Consider the following 19,651-nt stretch of genomic DNA (forward strand, 5'->3'; position numbering starts at 1 on the left):
CGCTCAACTCATGGTATTAGCGGGATAAACGGAATTCAGCTTTACCGTTTACCGTATATGGAGACAATGAAATCTGTTCTTGGTTTAAACTTAATGACACAGCAGTTGCATCATCAAGACGAATCTGAAATGGAGACTCACCATTTAAATTTAAAGTTGATGACTGACGACCTGTCGCCAAAACTTTACCTGTTGCATCAACAATATGAACAGAAGTTGGTCGGTTAAAGTTTAGCACCAATTGATCACCCACTGTTGAGGTGGCATTTCCTTTCATAGGTAAAACTTCAACATTAGATTGATTTACTTTAGGTAAATCAGCATCTTCTTTCTTTGAAGTCCATTTTTGAATACCCATAACAATCAATGACACAACAGCAATAACCAAAATTGCAAGCAGTGCGCGCTTTAACCATTTCTTATTACGATCACTGTTAGAACCAGGGAGTTTACCCATGATTTTAATTGGTGAGTTATTTAAAGCATGGTTCGGTAAAAGCCCGGTATCATTTGCATAAATCTCATCAAAGCGCTGAATAATTGCCGTCGCATCTGTATTTAGATATTTTGCATATGAACGGTAATAACCCTTGATAAAAGTCGCTTCTGGCAATGACTTATAATCATCTTGCTCTAAAGCGGTTAGAGTTTTGACCGGCATGTTTAGATCTGAAGAAACTTGCCCTAACTCTTTATTCTGAGCAACTCGAATTTGACGTAAATACTCACCAGGACGTTGAATATTTCCTAAAGCAGAAGTCGGTAAGCTTGAGCCAGTTGGCTGCTGTGAATTAGGATTTATTTCCATACGGCCTCAGTACTATACTGTAATTGCAAATAACGTTGATATTCTGGACTTTCTGGGAACAAAGCACGTAATTGGTTTACTAACACTTGCATTCCCATTTTATCCGCATTGGCTCGAGCCACTCTTACACCAATCCAAAGTGCTCTTGCACCCTGATTTTTCTGCCCCACTGTACGAGCATATTGCTCATACATTTGTGTAGCAGCCGGAATCTGCTGCTGCAAATAAAAAATTTCCGCTAACTCTAACATTGAAATATAAGAGTCGCGGTTAGCAAGGAGTGATTGCTTGAATGTTTTTTCAGCATTCGCAACATCACCCAATTTTAAATAAATACGCCCCAGATTTTCTAACGCCTGATAGCGTTGGTCATACCCTAATGTTGTGCCAGCAATACGAAATTGCTCGATCGCATCATTATAGCGTTCCATTTGGTATAAATAAGTACCATAGTTATTATGTGCTTGAGCATTATCTGGTTCAGATGAAATTGCTCGTTTAAAATAATGTTCTGCTTTTTCTAAGTTCGGCTTACTACCTTCTTGCTGTAGTAAAATACCCATCATCATATTTGCCGTTGCATCACGGCTATCTACACTTAAGGCTTGATCAAGAGCTCGCTTTGCCGAATCCAAGTCACCTGAACGGATATGTTCAGCAGCAAGTTGTGTACGCACCTTTACCGCTTTTTCTGGGTCTTTTTTTTGCGTATGCGTTGTCTGGCAACCACTTGCCAAAAGCGCAACTGCAACTCCCATACAAAATACCGTTTTTAACTTTGGAGTACTCAAAGCCTGCCCTCAATTTATCCTTGTGTCCGCAAAATCTCTTGACGCTGTGTGACTTTTTTCTGCCACTGTTCAGCACGACGAGTTCTATCAGCCACTTGACCGACTAACTGTCCACATGCAGCGTCAATATCATCACCACGTGTTTGACGAATCGTACACACAAATCCAGCATCAGACAAAGTTTTTTGGAACGAGATAATTCGATTTCGGCTTGAGCGACCATATGGTGCATGCGGGAACGGATTAAATGGAATTAAATTAATTTTACTTGGTAAGTTTTTTAATAATTTAATCATTTGCTGTGCATGTTCAGGCTGATCATTTACGCCCTCTAACATCACATATTCAATAGTCACATGTTTACGCGTACTTTCATTACCATCTTTGGCAATATAACGCTGACATGCTGCAATTAACTGAGCCAATGGATATTTTTTATTAATTGGCACTAATTCATTACGTAATTCATCGTTTGGTGCATGTAAAGAAATTGCTAAAGCAACATCAATGTCTTTTGCAAGTTGGTCAATTTTTGGTACAACACCTGACGTTGATAAAGTCACACGGCGCTTAGACATGCCATAGGCAAAGTCATCAAGCATAATCTGCATTGAGCTTAATACAGCATCATAGTTGAGCAATGGCTCACCCATACCCATCATCACAACATTAGTCACTGAACGCTCGCGCTCGGCAACAGGCACTTCTTCCATATAAGAATAGTTTGCCATCCAGAGTTGTCCAATGATTTCATCTGGCGTTAAATCACGTTGGAAACCTTGTTTACCTGTTGAACAAAATGAACAGTCCAATGCACAACCCACTTGTGAGGAAATACACAAAGTTTTGCGTAAGCCTGTTTTATCTTCAGCAGGAATTAATACAGTTTCAACCAAAGACCCTGCACCATCACCCACGCGAAAAACCCACTTACGTGTGCCATCTTTTGAATAATGACGGTGAACAACTTCAGGTGCCTTGATTTCACAAATCTGTTCAAGCTTCTCACGTAATTTTCCTGAAATATTGGTCATTTCAGCAAAATCAGTAATGAAGTATTGATGAATCCATTTCATGACTTGTCCGGCACGAAACTTTTTCTCACCAATGTCTTCAAAGAATTTTTCTAATTCAGTACGAGACATGCCGAGTAAATTCACTTTATTTTCGGCAGCAGGAATTACCAGCGTGGACGAAGATTGCTGCTGTCCATCAAGATTTTCAGATGAAACGACCTCTGCAGAACTCATGTGTATTTACCTAAACCATGTCAAAAAACTGAAGATATTGTTCAAGAATCAAACAATATTCTCTTGAGAGAATAAAAAAACCAGATAAGTAGTATACCACTTATCTGGTTTGAATGCTTTCGATTAACGAGTGCGTGGGCAGATCTCGTTGTCAGCAAAGAAGTAAGCAATTTCACGCTCTGCAGAAGCAACTGAGTCAGAACCGTGAGCAGCGTTTTCGTCGATGCTTACAGCAAAGTCAGCACGGATAGTGCCAGGAGCTGCTTCTTTAGGGTTTGTAGCGCCTAAGATTTCACGGTGTGCAAGAACTGCATTTTCGCCTTCAAGAACAGATACTACAACTGGACCAGAAGTCATGAATGCAACTAAGTCACCAAAGAAACCACGTTCTTTATGCTCAGCATAGAAACCTTCAGCATCAGCTTGAGAAAGGTGTTTCATTTTAGTCGCAACAATTTTTAAACCCGCTTTTTCAAAACGAGCAAAAATATCACCGATGTGGTTTTTAGACACTGCATCAGGTTTTACGATAGACAAAGTACGTTCAATAGCCATGAGTGGCTCCTTTATTTTAAGATTTAAACTTTAAAAAATTTGCCGCATTATACCGATGTCATAGGCAATAATCAGCTTTGTATGTGTAAAAGTTGCGATTTTTTCTACTGTTTTTAGCGAACTTCGTCTATCCAGGCCATTTGGATCCCTTCTAACAAACCTTCTGTCGACTTATTGGGGTCATCATTAAAATCTGGTAAAGCACATACCCATGCATGTAAATCGGTAAAACGAATCCATTGCGGATCAACTTCTGGATGTGCTTCTGACAATTCAATGGCAATATCAATCGTATCTGTCCAACGTAAGCCCATAGCGGCTCCTATCTGTTTAATCTGCTAAATCAAGAACTGTGTACTTTAGCAAATCCACAAACCTAATCGTTAGCTTAAGCTGATAAAAATTACCGATGCTTATAAAGCGATGTTCAATAAAGGTGCAGCAAAAATAATCAAACTTGCCACAGCAGCACCAATTAAAGCCCCTACAATCACATCACTTGGGTAGTGTAGACCAAGCACCATTCGAGACAATGCCACGAGCACCATGAAAGGAAACATCGCAGCAAGCAAGACTGGCTGGATATAGCCCAAGACAATCGTGACCATCACGGCATGAAGTGTATGGCCAGATGGAAAGCTGAAATGATCGAGTGGTCTCTCACCTAGCACAATCACCTGATGCACCTGATAAGGACGAGGTCGCGTTGTTTTATGTTTTAAAAATTTATAGATTGCCGTCCCAACAGAACCACCCAGTAATAAGTAGATGATTTGCAGGCTATAGGTGATGCCTTGCATCCCCCACACGATTGCCAGCATTAGATACCAAAATGGTCCATCACCCACACGACTGATGATTTTGAAAAAAAGGGCAACACGTTGTGAGTGAGAGAAATTGTTAAGATATAAACAGCCTCTCAAATCTAAATCGAGTATTTTTATTTTTGCATTCTTAAATTTCATGGTCATTCTCCTATTTTAGGATACTTAGGTGAAGTCCAACGAGGGCTCCTTCACTACCTGATAAAATGCCTGCTCCAATTGCTGAACCGGAAGTTGCCAACCGCTTTGCTGTACTTTATGACAGGCTTGTACGCCCATTTCTCTAAGTTGTTGTACTGAAGGAAGCTGATAAATTTGTTGTATAAAGTGGCTTTTTTGTCCAAGTGGGCTTAACCAGCCATTCACACCATGTGTTAAGTATTGATGTGCACATGCATAATCATACGCGATAACTGGCAAACCGCTTGCCATTGCCTCTAAAACTACGTTACCAAACGTTTCAACTTGACTCGCAAATACGAATACATCTGCACTCGCATAGGCAGCTGCCAAGTCTTGACCTCTCAGACTTCCGGTAAAGATAACACCCTTCGCTTCAGGCAATGATTTTAACCGAGCAAAATCTGGGCCATCTCCCACAATAACTAACTTAGTTTTATGTGGCTGAACAGTTTGTAAGTTTGCATAGCTTTCAATCAGCACTTGCACTTCTTTTTCTGGAGACAAACGTCCCACATAAAGCATAACGCGAGTATTCTCATCAGCATCCCATTGCTTTCGCAAATTTTCAGAACGATGCTTTGGTGAAAATCTCGTTGTGTCTACGCCGCGTCCAACCACAACCAGCGGGCAAGTAATACCAAAACCGCGTAATGCTTCTTGTGTATCTTTACTCGGCACACAAGTCACTTGAGTATTGTTGTGAAACCAGCACAGGTATTTTTGAATCGGTTTGACTAAAAAAGCCAAATCAAAGAATCGGCTAAAATCTTGAAAGGGTGAATGAAAGCCGCTAGAAACCGGAATAGCTTTTGCTTTTGCAGCCTGCATGGCAGTTAAACCTAAAGGACCTTCTGTCACAATGTGGACTACATCTGGCACAAACTTTTCAAAAGCTTTCGATACTTTTAAATATTGTGGCCAGCCAAACTGTAAAGTCGGATATTTTGGAATCGCTTGCGACATGACCAGACATTCTTGCTCTGGTGTAAAGTCATGGCATTTTGCTTTTTGTTCTGGGCGAATCAATAAAATCTTATGCCCCTGCTTTTGTAAGCCTTGGCATAACTGTAATAATGAAAGTGCCACACCATTAATTTCAGGTGGCCATGTTTCGGTAACAATCGCAATTTTTAAACGCGGGCGAACCAACTCATGTAGTGAGTGAGTATTAGACAACTGCTGCTTTTGTTTAAAATAGAATTGGAAGCTTTCAGGAAGTTGCTGTTGTTTTAATAGTGCTGTCGCGTATGAGCTTTGCATAGCGCCATCCATCAATGTATTTATTTTCATGCTTAAAGATTAAGCAGTTTTTTTGACACTTTGATGATAAATGCATGACAGTTTACTGACATGAAAAATAAAAAAAGCACACTGATGACAGTATGCTTTTCTCTTAAAGCTTAATAACGCTTAGCGATTTTGCAATTTTGCATAATCCATAAGTACATTTGCAGCTTCAGTCACAAAAGTTTCTTCTTCTGGCAATGCAGGACGTTGTGAAGCCTTCATTTTAGCGCGAGATTCAGCTAGAGCATCTAATGAAGCTTGATAGCTTTCCCAGTTTGCAAAAGGTTTTTGACCACTTGCTGCACGGCGTTCATTTTCTGCATCTAGAGTTTGTTTCTCTAAACCAAGTAATTCTGCACGGCGCTTATCAATATCAAGTACGACTTGCTTTTGCTCACTTGTTACCTTGGCAATTGCAGTACGTTTATTCAAATATTTAAACTGTGGATCAGCACTTACACGTTGTTCAGAAAATTGAGACAACTTTGTGACATAAGGTTGAACAGAACCCTCACGTTTAAATGGCGCTGTAGGAATAGTGTCCCACTTCAACGCATTCTTCGATTTACGTTCACCAAACTCTTCATTATAGATATCGACGAGTTTAATGTCTGGTACTACACCTTTATTTTGTGTACTACCACCCGTAATACGGTAGAACTTACGCTGAGTTAAAGTCGCTTGACCGTATGCCAGAGTATCAAGTTGTACCTGAGCTGTACCCTTACCAGTTGTTGTACTACCAATAATAATACCGCGCTCATAATCTTGAATTGCAGCAGAGTAAATCTCACTAGCTGACGCTGACGCCAAGTTCACCATTACAGCAAGAGGGCCAGTGTAAATTTGTTGACCACCATCGTTGTCTTCAAAAACACTAACGTTGCCATTACCATCACGAATTTGGACAACTGGACCAGACTTAATCACTTGACCCAGCATACGTGCAACTTCTTCTAATGAACCACCTGGGTCATTACGTAAGTCAATGATAATACCTTCTACTTTCTTCGCTTTTAACGCTTCAAAAGCATTTGCAGTATCTTCCGAAACTGAACGGTACTGTTGACCAGCACGACGTGAACGATAGTCAAAATAGAATGATGGAATTTCGATTACGCCCAATACGTGCTTTTTACCATCACGTGTCACTTCAACTGTACGTGAACGAACACCAGCATCTTCTTCCTGAATGACATCACGCACCAAAGTCACATTACGTGCCTGACTCATTGATGCACCAGCACCAAGAAGTTTTAATGTTACTTTCGTTCCGCGTTTACCACGAATAAGCCCAACAATTTCAGAACTTGACCAACCAACCACATCAATCATTTTCTCGCCTTCTTGGGCGACACCAACGATTCGATCTCCTGATTTCACTTGGCCAGACTTACTAGCAGGACCACCTTCTACAATAGTTTCAATCTTAGTGTAATCTTCATTGCCACGCTCTGGACGAATCGACACCCCAATGCCTTCTAGTTGCAAGGTCGTTTGGCGATTAAGTTCTATCGCATCAATTGGCGGGTAATAGTTACTATGTGGATCATAGGTCGCCAACATTGCATTTAATGTTTTGTCCAACACATCATCGCTTTTCACACGACTAATTCTTTCAAGCTGACGCGTATAACGTTTAGTTAAGGTCTGAGCTGGCGTTAAATCTTCTGGGCCAGTTAAGTCTTGACCATCAGCAAGTGAAGGGTTTTCTTTAAGCGCTTTTTGTTTAGCCTGCTCTTCTTCACGACTAATGGTTAAGTTGATTAACTGCGAAACCAACATTTTACGCCAGTGATTTTGTTGCTCAGCCGTCGTTTTAAAATACGGTGCTTTTTCACGATCAACTTCAATATAGCTATTTGGCTGTTTTAAATTTTGCTGTTGTTTCAACTCAGCCAACATGAACTCATAAAATTGTTTTAAGCGTTCACGATATTGCTGATGAATTGCAAATGGCCCTGTTAAATTCCCCGCTTTTAATGAAGCGCCAAAATTTGAACCATATAGTTTTTTATAATTTTGAACTTCAGCGTCTAAAAATAGTGAGTGATCTGGGTCAAGATTATCTAAATACATATCGAGAATACGATTTGATGTTGTCGCATCCAAACGCATATTCAAATAATGTTGGCGATCAACTAAAGTTGCCAGTTGGCGGGCTACCAAAGCCTGCTCTTGCGTTGGCTGGATCGATTGAGAAACCACAGCAGTATTCGTTGCTGCTCTCGCTTCATTCATCGTATGAGAGAAGAATAAACCGCCAGTCGCGATCGCTACTGCACAAGCTATAGTTTGAAGTTTCATAAATTTTTAATACTTCCTTGGGTGTTCCTATCTTACATGCTCTGTTTTCGATATGAACTAAGCAGATTCAAAATCTTAACCAACTAAATTGTTTATACCGTGTAGTTTTATCATATTCTGTACTGACAAAATGTAGCAAAACATTGCAAAATTCGCTTATTGTTTTTCAATCAAAATTCAAATGGAACCAATATGATTGGCGCATTGATGCTGGATATCGCCGGCACAGAACTTACTCAAGAAGATATTGAACTATTACGCGCTCCGCAAGTCGGTGGCATGATTTTATTTGCACGAAATATTGAATCTCCGCAACAAGTGCGTGCTTTAACAGACCACATGCGACAAATTCGTCCAGATATTTTAATTGCTGTCGACCAAGAAGGTGGTCGAGTTCAGCGCCTAAGATCTGGTTTTACCTTATTACCGGCCATGGGCCGTTTTGGTGAACTCTATATTACCCAACCTCAAAAAGCACTTGAGCTGGCTGAACAGTGTGGTTGGCTCATGGCAACCGAAGTCCTTGCAGTCGGCATCGATTTTAGTTTTGCACCAGTTTTAGACCTTAATGCAATTAGTGACGTGATTGGTGACCGAGGTTTCTCTAAAAATATTGAAGATATCGCACCTCTTGCTGGCGCATTTATGCAAGGCATGAAAAAAGCTGGAATGGCAAATACGGGCAAGCACTTCCCTGGCCATGGCTCGGTAAAAGCAGACTCTCATGTTGCAGCTGCAATTGACAGCCGTAGCTATGACGAAATCTATAATCATGACATGCAAAGCTTTATCAAGCTCATGCCTCAGCTTGATGCACTCATGCCAGCACATGTTATTTATGATCAGATTGACCCAAATCCAGCTGGTTTTTCATCTTTTTGGATTCAAGAAGTTCTACGCAACCGTTTGAAGTTTGATGGTGTACTCTTCTCTGACGACTTAACTATGCAAGCCGCGTGTGTAGCAGGTGGTGCAGATGCACGTATTCAAGCCGCGCTTTCTGCGGGTTGTGATATGGGGCTTGTGTGTAATGACCGTAATGCAGCATGCACAGCACTAGAAGGTATCGAAAAACTTGCTCTGCCAAACCAAGAACGCTTAGAACGTATGCGCGGTCAAATTCCACAAATTCAGATTGGTGAAACCTTATCGCTAGGAGATGAGTGGCAAGCTGTCAAAACAGCCATTGAAGAGTTTAAGAATTCGTTTTAAATTGACTTAAGCACATATTTGACTGATGGTTCAAATCATCAGTCAAATCACACAAAAACAATAAACCGAGTTCAGGACGAATGACACAACAACTTTCTAAACACCGCCATATTTCTTTTACTGCACACTATACCGGCTATATCTGGTACCAAATGGGGATCTCTCATGAAGCACTTGCTACAACTAAAGGCAAATCACTGGCGTATTTGGTTCATCCGATAGAATCTTGGGCTGAGAAATATGTGGGCGGTAGCATGCGCACGACGCTCAAACAACGCCACACCATGCTTGATCATCATTTAGAGAAGTTAATTCAAGAAAATCCTGATCTACAAGTCTTAGAAATAGCATGTGGCCTGTCCCCTCGCGGATGGTGGTTTAGACAGCATTACCCTTCAATTACCTATCGGGAGCTTGATTTACCCGATATGGCACAAACCAAACAAAATGCACTTCAGCAAATTGAAAAAAATGCGCCTGAAATTTTATCGGTTGATTTATTTACAGAAGCCTTTGCACAAGCATTTGAAGTGTTTGACCCGAACCGCCCATTGGTTGTAATTAGTGAAGGTTTAATTAACTATTTTGATAAAGATTTATTAAAACAACTCATTCAATCGATCGCTCACTACGGTGCTGCTTTTAAAACGTTCCATTATTTAACGGATCTGTACCCTGAACCAATTAAAAACAAACTGGCGACCCTGATCTGGAACAGTAGTAAGCTACTTAAATTAATGTCCCGCAGTTCCTTTAGTTTTCATTTTAAAAGCCCTCAAGAAGTACAGGATTTTTTTAAAGATGCGGGGTTCCAACACGCCACAGTTGAACAGCCACAAATATTTTTTGGGCAAGTTCCTTCCGATGATCATGAGCAACATTTAGGCGATCTTGTCTGGATAATCCACAGCCAAACAAGATAATAAGCATAAAAATTGGAAGCTCGAAAATTACGAGCTTCCAACTATAAGGAATAGATTAAACAGTTTGTTTTTGACGAGCAATAAAACGGCTTAAACGATCAGCAAGTTCAAAACTACCATGTTTAAATAAAGCTCGAATCCCCTGCTCTGTACTTTCAAAAATTAAGCATTCAATTGAAAAAATACCTTCTTCATCTTCTAAATGCAGTGCTAAATCACGTGGATGTTCATTTACAAAATCCAGCTTCGAAACATCATCCATTTTTAAATACATACCAAAGAATGTGACATCAACAATTGTCACTGGTACCTGTACATCCAATTCTCGGTGAGTAAGTTGAGTTTTTGACTGTAAAACCCGAACCCGTTCTTCACCACGGCGTTCCATCTTTTGCATTTGTTCACGTGTCATAGGAATAATTCCATCCAGATTATGGATAGACTCCCCCTTCAAGAAAGTGGTGAACAAACTCATAGTTTCTTTACGGCGTTGCAACTGAGGTACATGGTCAGCATTTGCAATAAGTGCAAATTCCATATCTGGACATTGCAAAGCAAAATTTGCATTTTCATGTGGTAGAGTGAAACTGTCATACTGCCCTGCAGCAACGAGAGTTTTACACGCTGGAATTGGCACGTCAGTTAAACGCAAAAGACGATTACAGTTAATTTCATAACGTTCTCGCTCAGTCCCAGTAAACTCAGCCATTTGCCTAAAAAATAATTTTTTGGCTGTAGGCGACATGCGGGTCTTATCTAATTTTGCATGATTCACCAAATACAAAATCACAGCTTGACCAAACTCTTCCATGCGGTTTTCTTGCATGAGTTTGAGGGACTCTTCCAAAATCATTCGCCAACTTTTTCGGGTCTTTTGCATAACACCCATCAAAATCATGCGGTCCATTAATTCTGGACGATGGTAAGCAAAGCAAGAGGCTATCACCGACCCCAAAGACATTCCCATAACGGAAACTTTTTGTAGTCCAACAATATCCAGCCAACGTCCCAACATTTTAGATAAATCAGGTAATTCTAAAGTACCCGCAGATACTCCTGTGTCCCGATTGGTAATTTGCTGATTTGCGCCCATAGAAGGTAAATCAATTAAGATTACCGGACCGCTTTCAAACAATTGTTCAACACAATATTTATAAGAATTAAAATTCTGGAAAGCACCGCCCACAATCACAATTGGCGTATTGTGAATCGTTTTTGGATCGGCAATTGCCATATATTCAATCTTCCAGCCGTCAATCCATGTTGTACGAGCAGGTTGTTTAAAACTATCTCTATGGTAGATATCGAAAAAGCCAAAACCGGCATAAGCTTGGTTTATCTCCGAATCCATTTGAATAATGGAATTCATATCCTTGCTTCCTCCTTGCTGTAATTTTTTTATGCTGCAAGAGTTCCTTCTTGAACACGTAATCTTTTATGCACAAAACTTTAAAATTTGTATTAGTTTGTATTGCACAATAACATTCTAAACAATTGTGTGAAATATACGCAATCGCTCAAATGACCGCTCATCTTGTTTAAGTCGCTAATAGTTTGCAAAATATTTAAATGTTTTTTTATGGCGGTCACATTTTTCAAAAAAAGCCATTCATTGTTCCGCATTTGACTGCTACTATCGTAGTCATTGGTAAACGATTAAAAACGGCTATGCAAGATTCAATTGAACAATATATGCAAAAAGTCGGGCAACAAGCACGTGACGCCTCACGCGTCTTAACAAGTGCTTCTACCTCGCTTAAAAATCATGCACTCTCTGCTATTTATACTGCTTTGGAAAATAATCAGGCAGCAATCTTGGCAGCGAATCAAGTGGACATGGATAAAGGTCGTAGCAATCAGCTCGATAGCGCATTGCTTGATCGTCTTGAACTTACGCCCGCACGTTTTAAAGGAATGTTGCAAGGTTTAAAAGATGTGATCGCGCTTGTCGATCCAATTGGGGAAATTACTGATCTTGCATACCGCCCAACAGGTATTCAAATTGGCAAAATGCGTGTACCTCTAGGGGTCGTTGGGATGATTTACGAATCACGCCCAAATGTCACGCTAGAAGCAGCATCTTTAGCCATCAAATCAGGCAATGCCATTATTTTGCGTGGTGGTTCAGAAGCGCTTGAGTCAAATAAAGCAATTGCAGAAGCAATTAAGCATGGCTTAAAAGTAGCAGGCTTACCTGAACATTCAGTGCAAGTAATTGATACGCCTGATCGTGCGGCAGTCGGCCACCTTATTACTATGACTGAATATGTGGATGTCATTGTTCCACGTGGTGGTAAAAGCTTAATTGAGCGTGTGACGAATGAAGCACGTATTCCTGTTATTAAGCATCTTGATGGTAACTGTCATGTATTTGTCGAAGCGCAAGCAGACCTTCACAAAGCCTTACCTATTACATTAAATGCAAAAACTCATCGCTATGGTGTTTGTAATGCGATGGAAACTCTGCTTGTTGATGAAAAGATTGCAGACGTTTTCTTACCACGCATTGCCGAACTTTATGCAGAAAAGCAAGTTGAACTACGTGGCTGCCCAGAAACACGCCGAATTTTAGGCCCATCTGTTAAAGCTGCAACGGAAGAAGATTGGTATACCGAATATTTAGGGCCAATTCTTGCAATTAAAGTTGTTAGTGGTTTAGACGAAGCAATTGACCATATTAACAAATATGGTTCCCATCACACCGATGCGATTGTGACCGAAAATTATAGTTTGGCGCGTCAATTCTTGGCTCGTGTAGATTCAAGTTCAGTAGTTGTCAATGCTTCGACTCGTTTTGCTGATGGTTTTGAATATGGCTTAGGTGCAGAAATTGGTATCTCTACAGATAAAATCCATGCACGTGGTCCGGTTGGTTTAGAAGGTTTAACTTCTCAAAAATGGATTGTGTTAGGGGACGGTCAGATTCGTCAATAATCGATCTACTATTCCAAATAAAAACGCCTTATATTAATCAGGCGTTTTTATTTATTTTATTATTCAAATTTTACAAGCAAAAAACCAGCCCGATGGCTGGTTTTTTAAGCACATACCACTTAGAAAATAAAGTCGGTATTCACAAATTTAGAATAGTGCTCAGACACCATAGAGGCCAGCATGCCTTTGCTGTCATCAGTCTGTTTAGCAGCAATCATAGAACGGATAGAGAATGCTCGCAGCGCATCATGCACAGACAGTGTACCTTCCGCAGAATCTTTACGACCACCGAATGGAAACACATCTGGACCACGTTGGCACTGACAATTAATGTTCACACGACAAACCTGATTGACCAGCGGATCAACCAAATGACCAATTTGCTCAGGGTCACTACCAAAAATACTCACCTGCTGACCATGATCAGAAGTAGTGACATATTCCAGCACAGTTTCAATGTCATCATAAACAGAGACTGGTACCACTGGACCAAACTGTTCTTCACGATACAGTCTCATGCCTTCAGTCACTGGATAAACTACGGCTGGATAGAACATAGTTTTGCAGAATTCACCACCTTCTACATTAACCACTTTTGCCCCTTTAGCCACGGCATCTTCAATGACTTCAGTCATATAGGCCGTACGGTGCATGCCTGGCAGCGGAGTAATAAACACACCTTTTTCCCACGGCATACCCACTTTCAGCTTGGCCAGTTCAGCCGTTAAGCGGTTAACAAATTCATCGGCTATCGAGCGATGTACCATCAGCATTTTGAGCGCAGTACAACGCTGACCATTGAATGACAATGCACCCAGCAGACACTCTTTCACTGTCAGATCCAAGTCGGCATCCGGCAGAATAATGGCAGCATTCTTCGCATCCAGCCCCAAAATCGCACGCAGACGGTGAGATTTAGGATGTTGCTTTTTCAAGTAATCGGCCACTTTGCTAGAACCAATCAGCGCCAATACGTTGATTTTTCCAGATGCCAACAGATGCGGCACCACCAGTGAGCCTGGCGCATAGATGGTATTGATCACACCTTTCGGGAATGATTCACGGAATGCTTCCAGCAATGGTTCAAACAACAAGGTACCAAATTGAGGTGGTTTGAAGACAATGGTATTGCCCATTAGCATAGCCGGAATCAGGGTAGCAAAGGTTTCATTCAGCGGGTAGTTGTATGGCCCCATACACAACACTACGCCCAACGGGGTACGACGGATTTGACCAATGGTACCTTCAGCAATCACAAAGCGGGAGTTAGCATTGTCTAAGTCTTTCAGGGCATCAATGGTTTGACGCATGTAGGTGACAGTACGGTCAAACTCTTTCTCAGAGTCAGCTAAGCTCTTGCCAATTTCCCACATGATCAGTTTAACAATCAGGTCTCGCCGCTCCACCATACGCTGAATAAAATTCTGCATACAGGCAATGCGCTCACCAACTTTCATCATTGGCCATTCACCACGACCATTGTTGTAGGCCCGTACTGCTGCTTCTAGTGCTTCGTCGCTTTCCTTCTCACCCATGATTGGATAACTGCCAAGCTCAACTTGCTGCAAACTACCATCAGGCTGCTGAGTCCAGATTGGGGACAATGTTTTCTTGGTTGCACCAGCCCACAACTTCAGCTCACCATCTACTAATGAGACACGCTGATGAATCTGGGATGGTAGACGCACGCTCTCAGGAATACTATCTACGATGGGAAATTTCTGCTGCAAATTATTTGAATGACTCATTCTTCTTATCTCCAAGTTTTATATATTTATGTATTTATATATTCGAACCTAGCCCGCTATGATCAGACCTTGTTCCTGTGAATACCAGTACCATTACTGGTATTCACTTTGCTTGAGCCTCACCACAAATCAATCAAGACTTGCAATGTTTATAAATGAGGTTACCCCCTACACACGCTGTCAGTTACCCCTAATTTTTGCATGACCTGCACAACTATTTGTTCAGGTGTCAATGCGATATCAATCGTAATTGCCTCATGAACATCAGGTTCTTCTAAAGTATCAAGCTGAGTCTGCAATAAAGAAGGGTCGAAAAAATGGCCCGCTCGCTCAGCAAGACGCTGTTTTAACAACTCATATGACCCTTTTAAATATACAAACTGCACATTCTGGTCATGTCCGCGTAAAATATCTCGGTAGACCCGCTTTAGTGAAGAACAAGTAAACACTGCAGTCTCACCCGCCAGCTGTTTCTCTTCAATAGCTTTACGAATCGCCTGTAACCAAGGCATGCGATCTTCATCAGTTAAAGGAATACCCTGACTCATCTTGCTTTTATTTGCAGTCGAATGCAGTGTATCTCCATCGAGAAACTCACAAGCCAAATGCTCCGACAGTAACTCACCAATCAGTGTTTTGCCTGTTCCACAGACACCCATTGCAATCACAATCATGGATTACTTACCTCTAATTATAAAATAGTGCTAAGAAGTAGCGTGAAAGACAAACCCAACACCGAAATAATGGTTTCTAATACTGACCAAGTTTTGAGTGTTTGCCCTACTGTCATACCAAAATATTCTTTGATTAACCAAAATCCTGCATCATTTACATGGGAGAAAACTAATGAACCTGAACCTGTGGCAAGTACTAAAAGTTCCGGTCTAACGGCGACACCAGCTGTAGCAGCAATCGGAGCGACAATACTACAAGCAGTAGCCATAGCGACTGTTGCCGATCCTGTTGCCAAACGAATCAATGCTGCAACTAACCAGCCCAACAATAACGGTGACAAATTTGCCTTCAAGGCTGTAGAAACGATCTCATTAGAAATACCACTGTCACGCAAAATACCGCCAAAACCGCCACCAGCACCGACAATCAACATGATTCCGGCAATAGAAGCCAAACAACCGCCACAGAATTTTTCGATCTGTTCACGGTTAAAGCCCTGCATCGTACCAAAGGTAATAAAGCTGACCAGTACGGCGATAAGCAATGCGATATCAGAAGTACCAATAAAACGTAGTAAGTCGTTTGCGAAAGTTTGTGGTGCAAAGAAAAGATCAGCCCAACTTCCGATTAACATTAGTACGACAGGCAACATAATCGTAAATAAGGTAATTCCAAAGCTTGGTAGCTCACGAGTTTCTTTCTTATCTACCTCAACAAATTGCTTAAACAATGGATTGTTCTCAGGCAATTTGACATATTTGTTGATCCATAATGCATACAACGGCCCTGCAACAATCGCCGTTGGTACGCCCACTAACAAACTGTAGGCAATTGTTTTACCAATATCAGCGTGATATGCCTGTACTGCCAACAATGCTGCCGGATGTGGCGGAATCAAACCATGCACAACGGACAACCCTGCAACCATAGGCAAACCTACGACCAATAACGACTTGCCCGTTCTTTTGGCAATGTTAAAAGCAATTGGAATAAGGAGTACGAAGCCCACTTCGAAAAATACGGGTAGCCCCACAATAAGGGCAATGAACATCATGGCCCAGTGAATATTTTTCTCACCGAACCATTTAATTAAAGTAATTGCTATTCGCTCTGCGCCGCCCGACTCGGCCATCATTTTACCGAGCATCGTTCCTAGTGCGATTACAATCGCAAGGTGACCTAAGGTTTTACCGGTACCGGCTTCATATGACTTAACAATATCGCCCATTGGCATGCCAACAGCTAAAGCTAAACCGAGTGAAACAATAATAAGAACTAGAAATGGATAAATTCTGAACTTCGCGATCATGACAACTAAAGCAATAATCGCGATTACAGTATAGATAAGCAACATGCCACCCTGAACCGTCTCCATGTGACATTTCTCCTTGGAGTAACTATCTAGGCTAAGCCCAAATAAAGGTCTTCAACCAGGATAATTCCTACTGTTGAGACACTAATTTTTTATATTTAGGTATGACCAGTATCACTACTGGTCATATCGACATAAGCTCTAAAGCACATCAAACGCGCTTCATTTTTTATAAATATTGATTACATTTACAATGTTCTCAACTGACTAGCCAATTGTGCCAAGCGAGTAATTTCCGCCCAATCTTGTGAAGCAACTGCCGCTTTCGGTGTTAACCACGAACCACCAACACACACCACATTCGGTTGCTTCAAGAAATCTGGTGCTGTCTCTACTGTAATGCCACCTGTAGGGCAAAAACGTAGGTTAGGAAATGGACCATAAAATGCTTTTAGCATCTCGACTCCACCCGCTTGCTGAGCTGGAAAGAACTTCACAATTTCATAACCTAATTCAATTGCCTGAATCAGGTCACTTGGCGTCATCACACCCGGCAACAAAGGCAAACCAGCATCTTGCGCAGCCAAATGTAAATCTTTAGTCAAACCCGGTGACACACCAAATTGAGCACCAGCTTTTTTTGCTTGAGCACAATGTTCTGGCTTGGTAATCGTACCTACACCGACCACAATGTCATCTGCCAACTGGCTCGCACGCTCAATAGCGGCAAGGCCTGCTGCAGTACGCAACGTAATTTCCAATACTTTCACGCCACCAGTGTGCAGCGCGCGTGATACATGTTCACCTTGCTCGGCAGAATCAAATGCCAGTACCGGAATCACTGGTCCTAATTGAACAACATCTTCAATCTTAATCATTACTTTTCTATTCCTATTATTATTAAAGTCTAAGGTTGAACGATTTCACCAACCAAAGCACCAAACACAGAAGCACCATGCTCAGCTGGGGCAGCAGCGGCACGGAACACACCGAATAATTCACGACCAAAGCCGACTTCGTTTTCTGCCTGATGTTCTGGCTGCGCAACAGGGCGTGACTGCCAAACAGCTTCATCTAACTCAATATCGAGTACACCAGCTTCAGCATCAATCACCAACATATCTCCCGTTTGCACTTTAGCAATCGGACCGTTCAGCAAAGCCTCTGGAGATAAATGAATCACTGCTGGAACTTTGCCTGAAGCACCCGACATACGACCATCGGTTACTAATGCCACATGGAAACCTTGATCTTGTAAAACACCTAATACAGGGGTTAAACGGTGTAGTTCTGGCATACCATTCGCACGTGCGCCTTGGAAGCGAACAACAGCAATGAAATCACGGTGTAACTCACCACGATCAAATGCAGCTTGCACTGCTTCTTGAGAATCAAACACGATTGCAGGTGCTTTAACTTTACGATGTTCTGGAGCAACGGCAGAGATCTTGATCACACCACGTCCTAAACGCCCTTGCATTAAACGTAAACCACCATCTGGTTGGAATGGCTCATCGAAACTACGCAAAACTTTGTCATCAAGGCTTTGAACCACGCCATCAACCCAAGTGAGCTTACCGTCGATCAGTTTTGGTTCTTTGGTGTAATGGTATAAACCCTTACCTGCAACGGTAGTCACATCGTTATGCAACAAACCAGCTTCAAGCAAATTACGAATGAGGAAAGCAACCCCACCCGCAGCCTGGAAATGGTTTACATCGGCCTTACCATTTGGATAAATTTTGGCTAACAATGGAACAACGGCAGACAATTCATCAAAGTCATCCCAGTCAATCAAGATGCCAGCAGCACGGGCAATCGCAATAAGATGCAAAGTATGGTTAGTTGATCCACCTGTGGCTAATAACGCCACAATGCCGTTTATAATTGCTTTTTCATCAACAACATGACCAATAGGCGTGTAGTTTCCGCGCTCAACTGTTAAATCAAGTACACGAATCGCAGCTTCTGCGGTGAGTGCGTCACGCAATGGTGTGTGAGGATGAACAAATGCAGCACTTGGAAGGTGTAAACCCATCACTTCCATCAGCATTTGATTACTGTTGGCAGTACCGTAAAACGTACAGGTACCTTGTCCGTGATAGGCTGCTGATTCAGCTTCAAGCAAAGCATCGCGCCCAACTTCACCTGTTGCGAACTGCTGACGGATTTTGGCTTTATCGTCATTAGATAAACCACTTGTCATTGGGCCCGCAGGCACAAAAATGGTAGGCAAATAACCAAATTGCAAAGCACCAATCAATAATCCCGGCACAATCTTGTCGCAAACACCTAAACATAACGCTGCATCAAACATGTTATGAGACAATGCAATCGCTGTGCTCATCGCAATGGTTTCACGAGAGAACAATGATAGTTCCATGCCAGCATTACCTTGAGTAATACCGTCACACATCGCTGGCACACCGCCAGCAAATTGCGCTACACCACCATTTTCACGAGCGGCTGTTTTAATTAGATCTGGAAATGTTTTATAGGGTGCATGTGCCGAGAGCATTTCGTTATATGAAGATACAATGCCAATATTTGGCTCACGGCCTACTTTAATAATTAATTTTTCATTATCTTCCATGCTGGCAAAACCATGAGCCAGATTGGCACATGAGAGTGCACCACGAGCAGGAAATTTGCCTTGTGCATGTTCAATACGTTGTAAATATGCAGAACGAGTTTTTTGACTACGCGCAATTACGCGCTCGGTAACTTTTGCCAGTATGGGGTTCGGCAAGTCCATGCAGGACGCTCCTGTACAACCGGATAAGCCGGAAAATAAAAATAAACCAAATGATATATTTTTCTGATCATTTGAAAAAGGATGAAT

At 41.6% G+C, this 19,651-nt stretch carries 17 protein-coding genes; 3 read left to right on the plus strand and 14 right to left on the minus strand.

Going from position 1 to position 19,651, the window contains the following annotated elements:
• Window positions 1–16: 16 nt before the first annotated feature.
• The 8 genes from RMB13_RS19465 to RMB13_RS19500 all read right to left on the minus strand — a co-directional run bounded on the left by RMB13_RS19465 (window position 17) and on the right by RMB13_RS19500 (window position 8,005).
• Window positions 17–808, minus strand: coding sequence for a helix-turn-helix domain-containing protein (locus RMB13_RS19465; protein ID WP_004641111.1), 792 nt, complete (start codon window positions 806–808; stop codon window positions 17–19).
• Window positions 799–1,599, minus strand: coding sequence for a type IV pilus biogenesis/stability protein PilW (gene pilW, locus RMB13_RS19470; RefSeq protein ID WP_005036935.1), 801 nt, complete (start codon window positions 1,597–1,599; stop codon window positions 799–801). Before pilW ends, RMB13_RS19465 begins: the two co-directional genes overlap by 10 nt.
• Before the next feature lie 14 nt (window positions 1,600–1,613).
• Window positions 1,614–2,849: a 23S rRNA (adenine(2503)-C(2))-methyltransferase RlmN gene (gene rlmN, locus RMB13_RS19475; protein WP_005036936.1), complete on the minus strand. Its 1,236-nt coding sequence runs from the start codon at window positions 2,847–2,849 to the stop codon at window positions 1,614–1,616.
• A 123-nt stretch (window positions 2,850–2,972) separates the two neighbouring features.
• Window positions 2,973–3,404, minus strand: coding sequence for a nucleoside-diphosphate kinase (gene ndk, locus RMB13_RS19480; RefSeq protein WP_003654870.1), 432 nt, complete (start codon window positions 3,402–3,404; stop codon window positions 2,973–2,975).
• A 113-nt stretch (window positions 3,405–3,517) separates the two neighbouring features.
• Window positions 3,518–3,718, minus strand: a complete 201-nt coding sequence (gene iscX / locus RMB13_RS19485; RefSeq protein ID WP_003654869.1) for a Fe-S cluster assembly protein IscX — start codon at window positions 3,716–3,718, stop codon at window positions 3,518–3,520.
• A 99-nt stretch (window positions 3,719–3,817) separates the two neighbouring features.
• The gene (locus RMB13_RS19490; RefSeq protein WP_003654868.1) at window positions 3,818–4,369 is read right to left on the minus strand and encodes a phosphatase PAP2 family protein; all 552 of its coding nucleotides are present in this window, start codon (window positions 4,367–4,369) and stop codon (window positions 3,818–3,820) included.
• A 24-nt stretch (window positions 4,370–4,393) separates the two neighbouring features.
• Window positions 4,394–5,683 (minus strand): glycosyltransferase family 1 protein, encoded by a 1,290-nt coding sequence (locus RMB13_RS19495; RefSeq protein WP_311086186.1) that lies wholly within the window; start codon window positions 5,681–5,683, stop codon window positions 4,394–4,396.
• Window positions 5,684–5,821: 138 nt separating this feature from the next.
• Window positions 5,822–8,005, minus strand: coding sequence for a carboxy terminal-processing peptidase (locus RMB13_RS19500; RefSeq protein ID WP_311086120.1), 2,184 nt, complete (start codon window positions 8,003–8,005; stop codon window positions 5,822–5,824).
• Window positions 8,006–8,197: 192 nt separating this feature from the next.
• Here RMB13_RS19500 and nagZ point away from each other — a divergent pair, with 192 nt between their 5' ends.
• Window positions 8,198–9,217: a beta-N-acetylhexosaminidase gene (nagZ, locus tag RMB13_RS19505; protein WP_311086121.1), complete on the plus strand. Its 1,020-nt coding sequence runs from the start codon at window positions 8,198–8,200 to the stop codon at window positions 9,215–9,217.
• 80 nt (window positions 9,218–9,297) lie between these two features.
• Window positions 9,298–10,140 (plus strand): class I SAM-dependent methyltransferase, encoded by an 843-nt coding sequence (locus RMB13_RS19510; RefSeq protein ID WP_311086122.1) that lies wholly within the window; start codon window positions 9,298–9,300, stop codon window positions 10,138–10,140.
• Window positions 10,141–10,195: 55 nt separating this feature from the next.
• On the opposite strand, the gene RMB13_RS19515 is transcribed toward RMB13_RS19510, so the two are convergent.
• Window positions 10,196–11,509 (minus strand): alpha/beta hydrolase, encoded by a 1,314-nt coding sequence (locus RMB13_RS19515; RefSeq protein ID WP_311086123.1) that lies wholly within the window; start codon window positions 11,507–11,509, stop codon window positions 10,196–10,198.
• A 299-nt stretch (window positions 11,510–11,808) separates the two neighbouring features.
• On the opposite strand from RMB13_RS19515, the gene RMB13_RS19520 reads away from it, so the two are divergent.
• Window positions 11,809–13,074: a glutamate-5-semialdehyde dehydrogenase gene (locus tag RMB13_RS19520; RefSeq protein ID WP_080028132.1), complete on the plus strand. Its 1,266-nt coding sequence runs from the start codon at window positions 11,809–11,811 to the stop codon at window positions 13,072–13,074.
• 119 nt (window positions 13,075–13,193) lie between these two features.
• Here RMB13_RS19520 and RMB13_RS19525 read toward each other — a convergent pair whose 3' ends face one another.
• From RMB13_RS19525 to edd, 5 genes are all read right to left on the minus strand, one after another.
• Window positions 13,194–14,822 carry an NADP-dependent glyceraldehyde-3-phosphate dehydrogenase gene (locus RMB13_RS19525; protein WP_198496500.1) on the minus strand — a complete coding sequence of 543 codons (1,629 nt, stop codon included), beginning with the start codon at window positions 14,820–14,822 and terminating at the stop codon, window positions 13,194–13,196.
• A 161-nt stretch (window positions 14,823–14,983) separates the two neighbouring features.
• Entirely contained in the window at window positions 14,984–15,496 is a 513-nt protein-coding gene (locus RMB13_RS19530; protein ID WP_004641091.1) for a gluconokinase, read from the minus strand.
• A 17-nt stretch (window positions 15,497–15,513) separates the two neighbouring features.
• Window positions 15,514–16,872: a gluconate:H+ symporter gene (locus tag RMB13_RS19535; RefSeq protein WP_003654858.1), complete on the minus strand. Its 1,359-nt coding sequence runs from the start codon at window positions 16,870–16,872 to the stop codon at window positions 15,514–15,516.
• A 185-nt stretch (window positions 16,873–17,057) separates the two neighbouring features.
• Window positions 17,058–17,687, minus strand: coding sequence for a bifunctional 4-hydroxy-2-oxoglutarate aldolase/2-dehydro-3-deoxy-phosphogluconate aldolase (gene eda, locus RMB13_RS19540; RefSeq protein ID WP_205469913.1), 630 nt, complete (start codon window positions 17,685–17,687; stop codon window positions 17,058–17,060).
• A gap of 29 nt (window positions 17,688–17,716) precedes the next feature.
• A complete protein-coding gene (edd, locus tag RMB13_RS19545) occupies window positions 17,717–19,564 on the minus strand; it encodes a phosphogluconate dehydratase (protein ID WP_005036947.1) in 1,848 nt (615 codons plus the stop codon).
• Window positions 19,565–19,651: the final 87 nt, after the last annotated feature.

Source organism: Acinetobacter sp. V102_4, assembly GCF_031799005.1.
GTDB classification, from domain to species: Bacteria; Pseudomonadota; Gammaproteobacteria; order Pseudomonadales; family Moraxellaceae; genus Acinetobacter; species Acinetobacter calcoaceticus.

Bases quoted from the DNA above. Each gene is read 5' to 3' on its own strand.
- RMB13_RS19465 (WP_004641111.1), bottom strand. From the start codon at position 808: ATGGAAATAAATCCTAATTCACAGCAGCCAACTGGCTCAAGCTTACCG.
- rlmN (WP_005036936.1), bottom strand. From the start codon at position 2,849: ATGAGTTCTGCAGAGGTCGTTTCATCTGAAAATCTTGATGGACAGCAG.
- ndk (WP_003654870.1), bottom strand. From the start codon at position 3,404: ATGGCTATTGAACGTACTTTGTCTATCGTAAAACCTGATGCAGTGTCT.
- iscX (WP_003654869.1), bottom strand. From the start codon at position 3,718: ATGGGCTTACGTTGGACAGATACGATTGATATTGCCATTGAATTGTCA.
- RMB13_RS19490 (WP_003654868.1), bottom strand. From the start codon at position 4,369: ATGAAATTTAAGAATGCAAAAATAAAAATACTCGATTTAGATTTGAGA.
- RMB13_RS19495 (WP_311086186.1), bottom strand. From the start codon at position 5,683: ATGGATGGCGCTATGCAAAGCTCATACGCGACAGCACTATTAAAACAA.
- RMB13_RS19500 (WP_311086120.1), bottom strand. From the start codon at position 8,005: ATGAAACTTCAAACTATAGCTTGTGCAGTAGCGATCGCGACTGGCGGT.
- nagZ (WP_311086121.1), top strand. From the start codon at position 8,198: ATGATTGGCGCATTGATGCTGGATATCGCCGGCACAGAACTTACTCAA.
- RMB13_RS19510 (WP_311086122.1), top strand. From the start codon at position 9,298: ATGACACAACAACTTTCTAAACACCGCCATATTTCTTTTACTGCACAC.
- RMB13_RS19515 (WP_311086123.1), bottom strand. From the start codon at position 11,509: ATGAATTCCATTATTCAAATGGATTCGGAGATAAACCAAGCTTATGCC.
- RMB13_RS19520 (WP_080028132.1), top strand. From the start codon at position 11,809: ATGCAAGATTCAATTGAACAATATATGCAAAAAGTCGGGCAACAAGCA.
- RMB13_RS19525 (WP_198496500.1), bottom strand. From the start codon at position 14,822: ATGAGTCATTCAAATAATTTGCAGCAGAAATTTCCCATCGTAGATAGT.
- RMB13_RS19530 (WP_004641091.1), bottom strand. From the start codon at position 15,496: ATGATTGTGATTGCAATGGGTGTCTGTGGAACAGGCAAAACACTGATT.
- RMB13_RS19535 (WP_003654858.1), bottom strand. From the start codon at position 16,872: ATGGAGACGGTTCAGGGTGGCATGTTGCTTATCTATACTGTAATCGCG.
- eda (WP_205469913.1), bottom strand. From the start codon at position 17,687: ATGATTAAGATTGAAGATGTTGTTCAATTAGGACCAGTGATTCCGGTA.
- edd (WP_005036947.1), bottom strand. From the start codon at position 19,564: ATGGACTTGCCGAACCCCATACTGGCAAAAGTTACCGAGCGCGTAATT.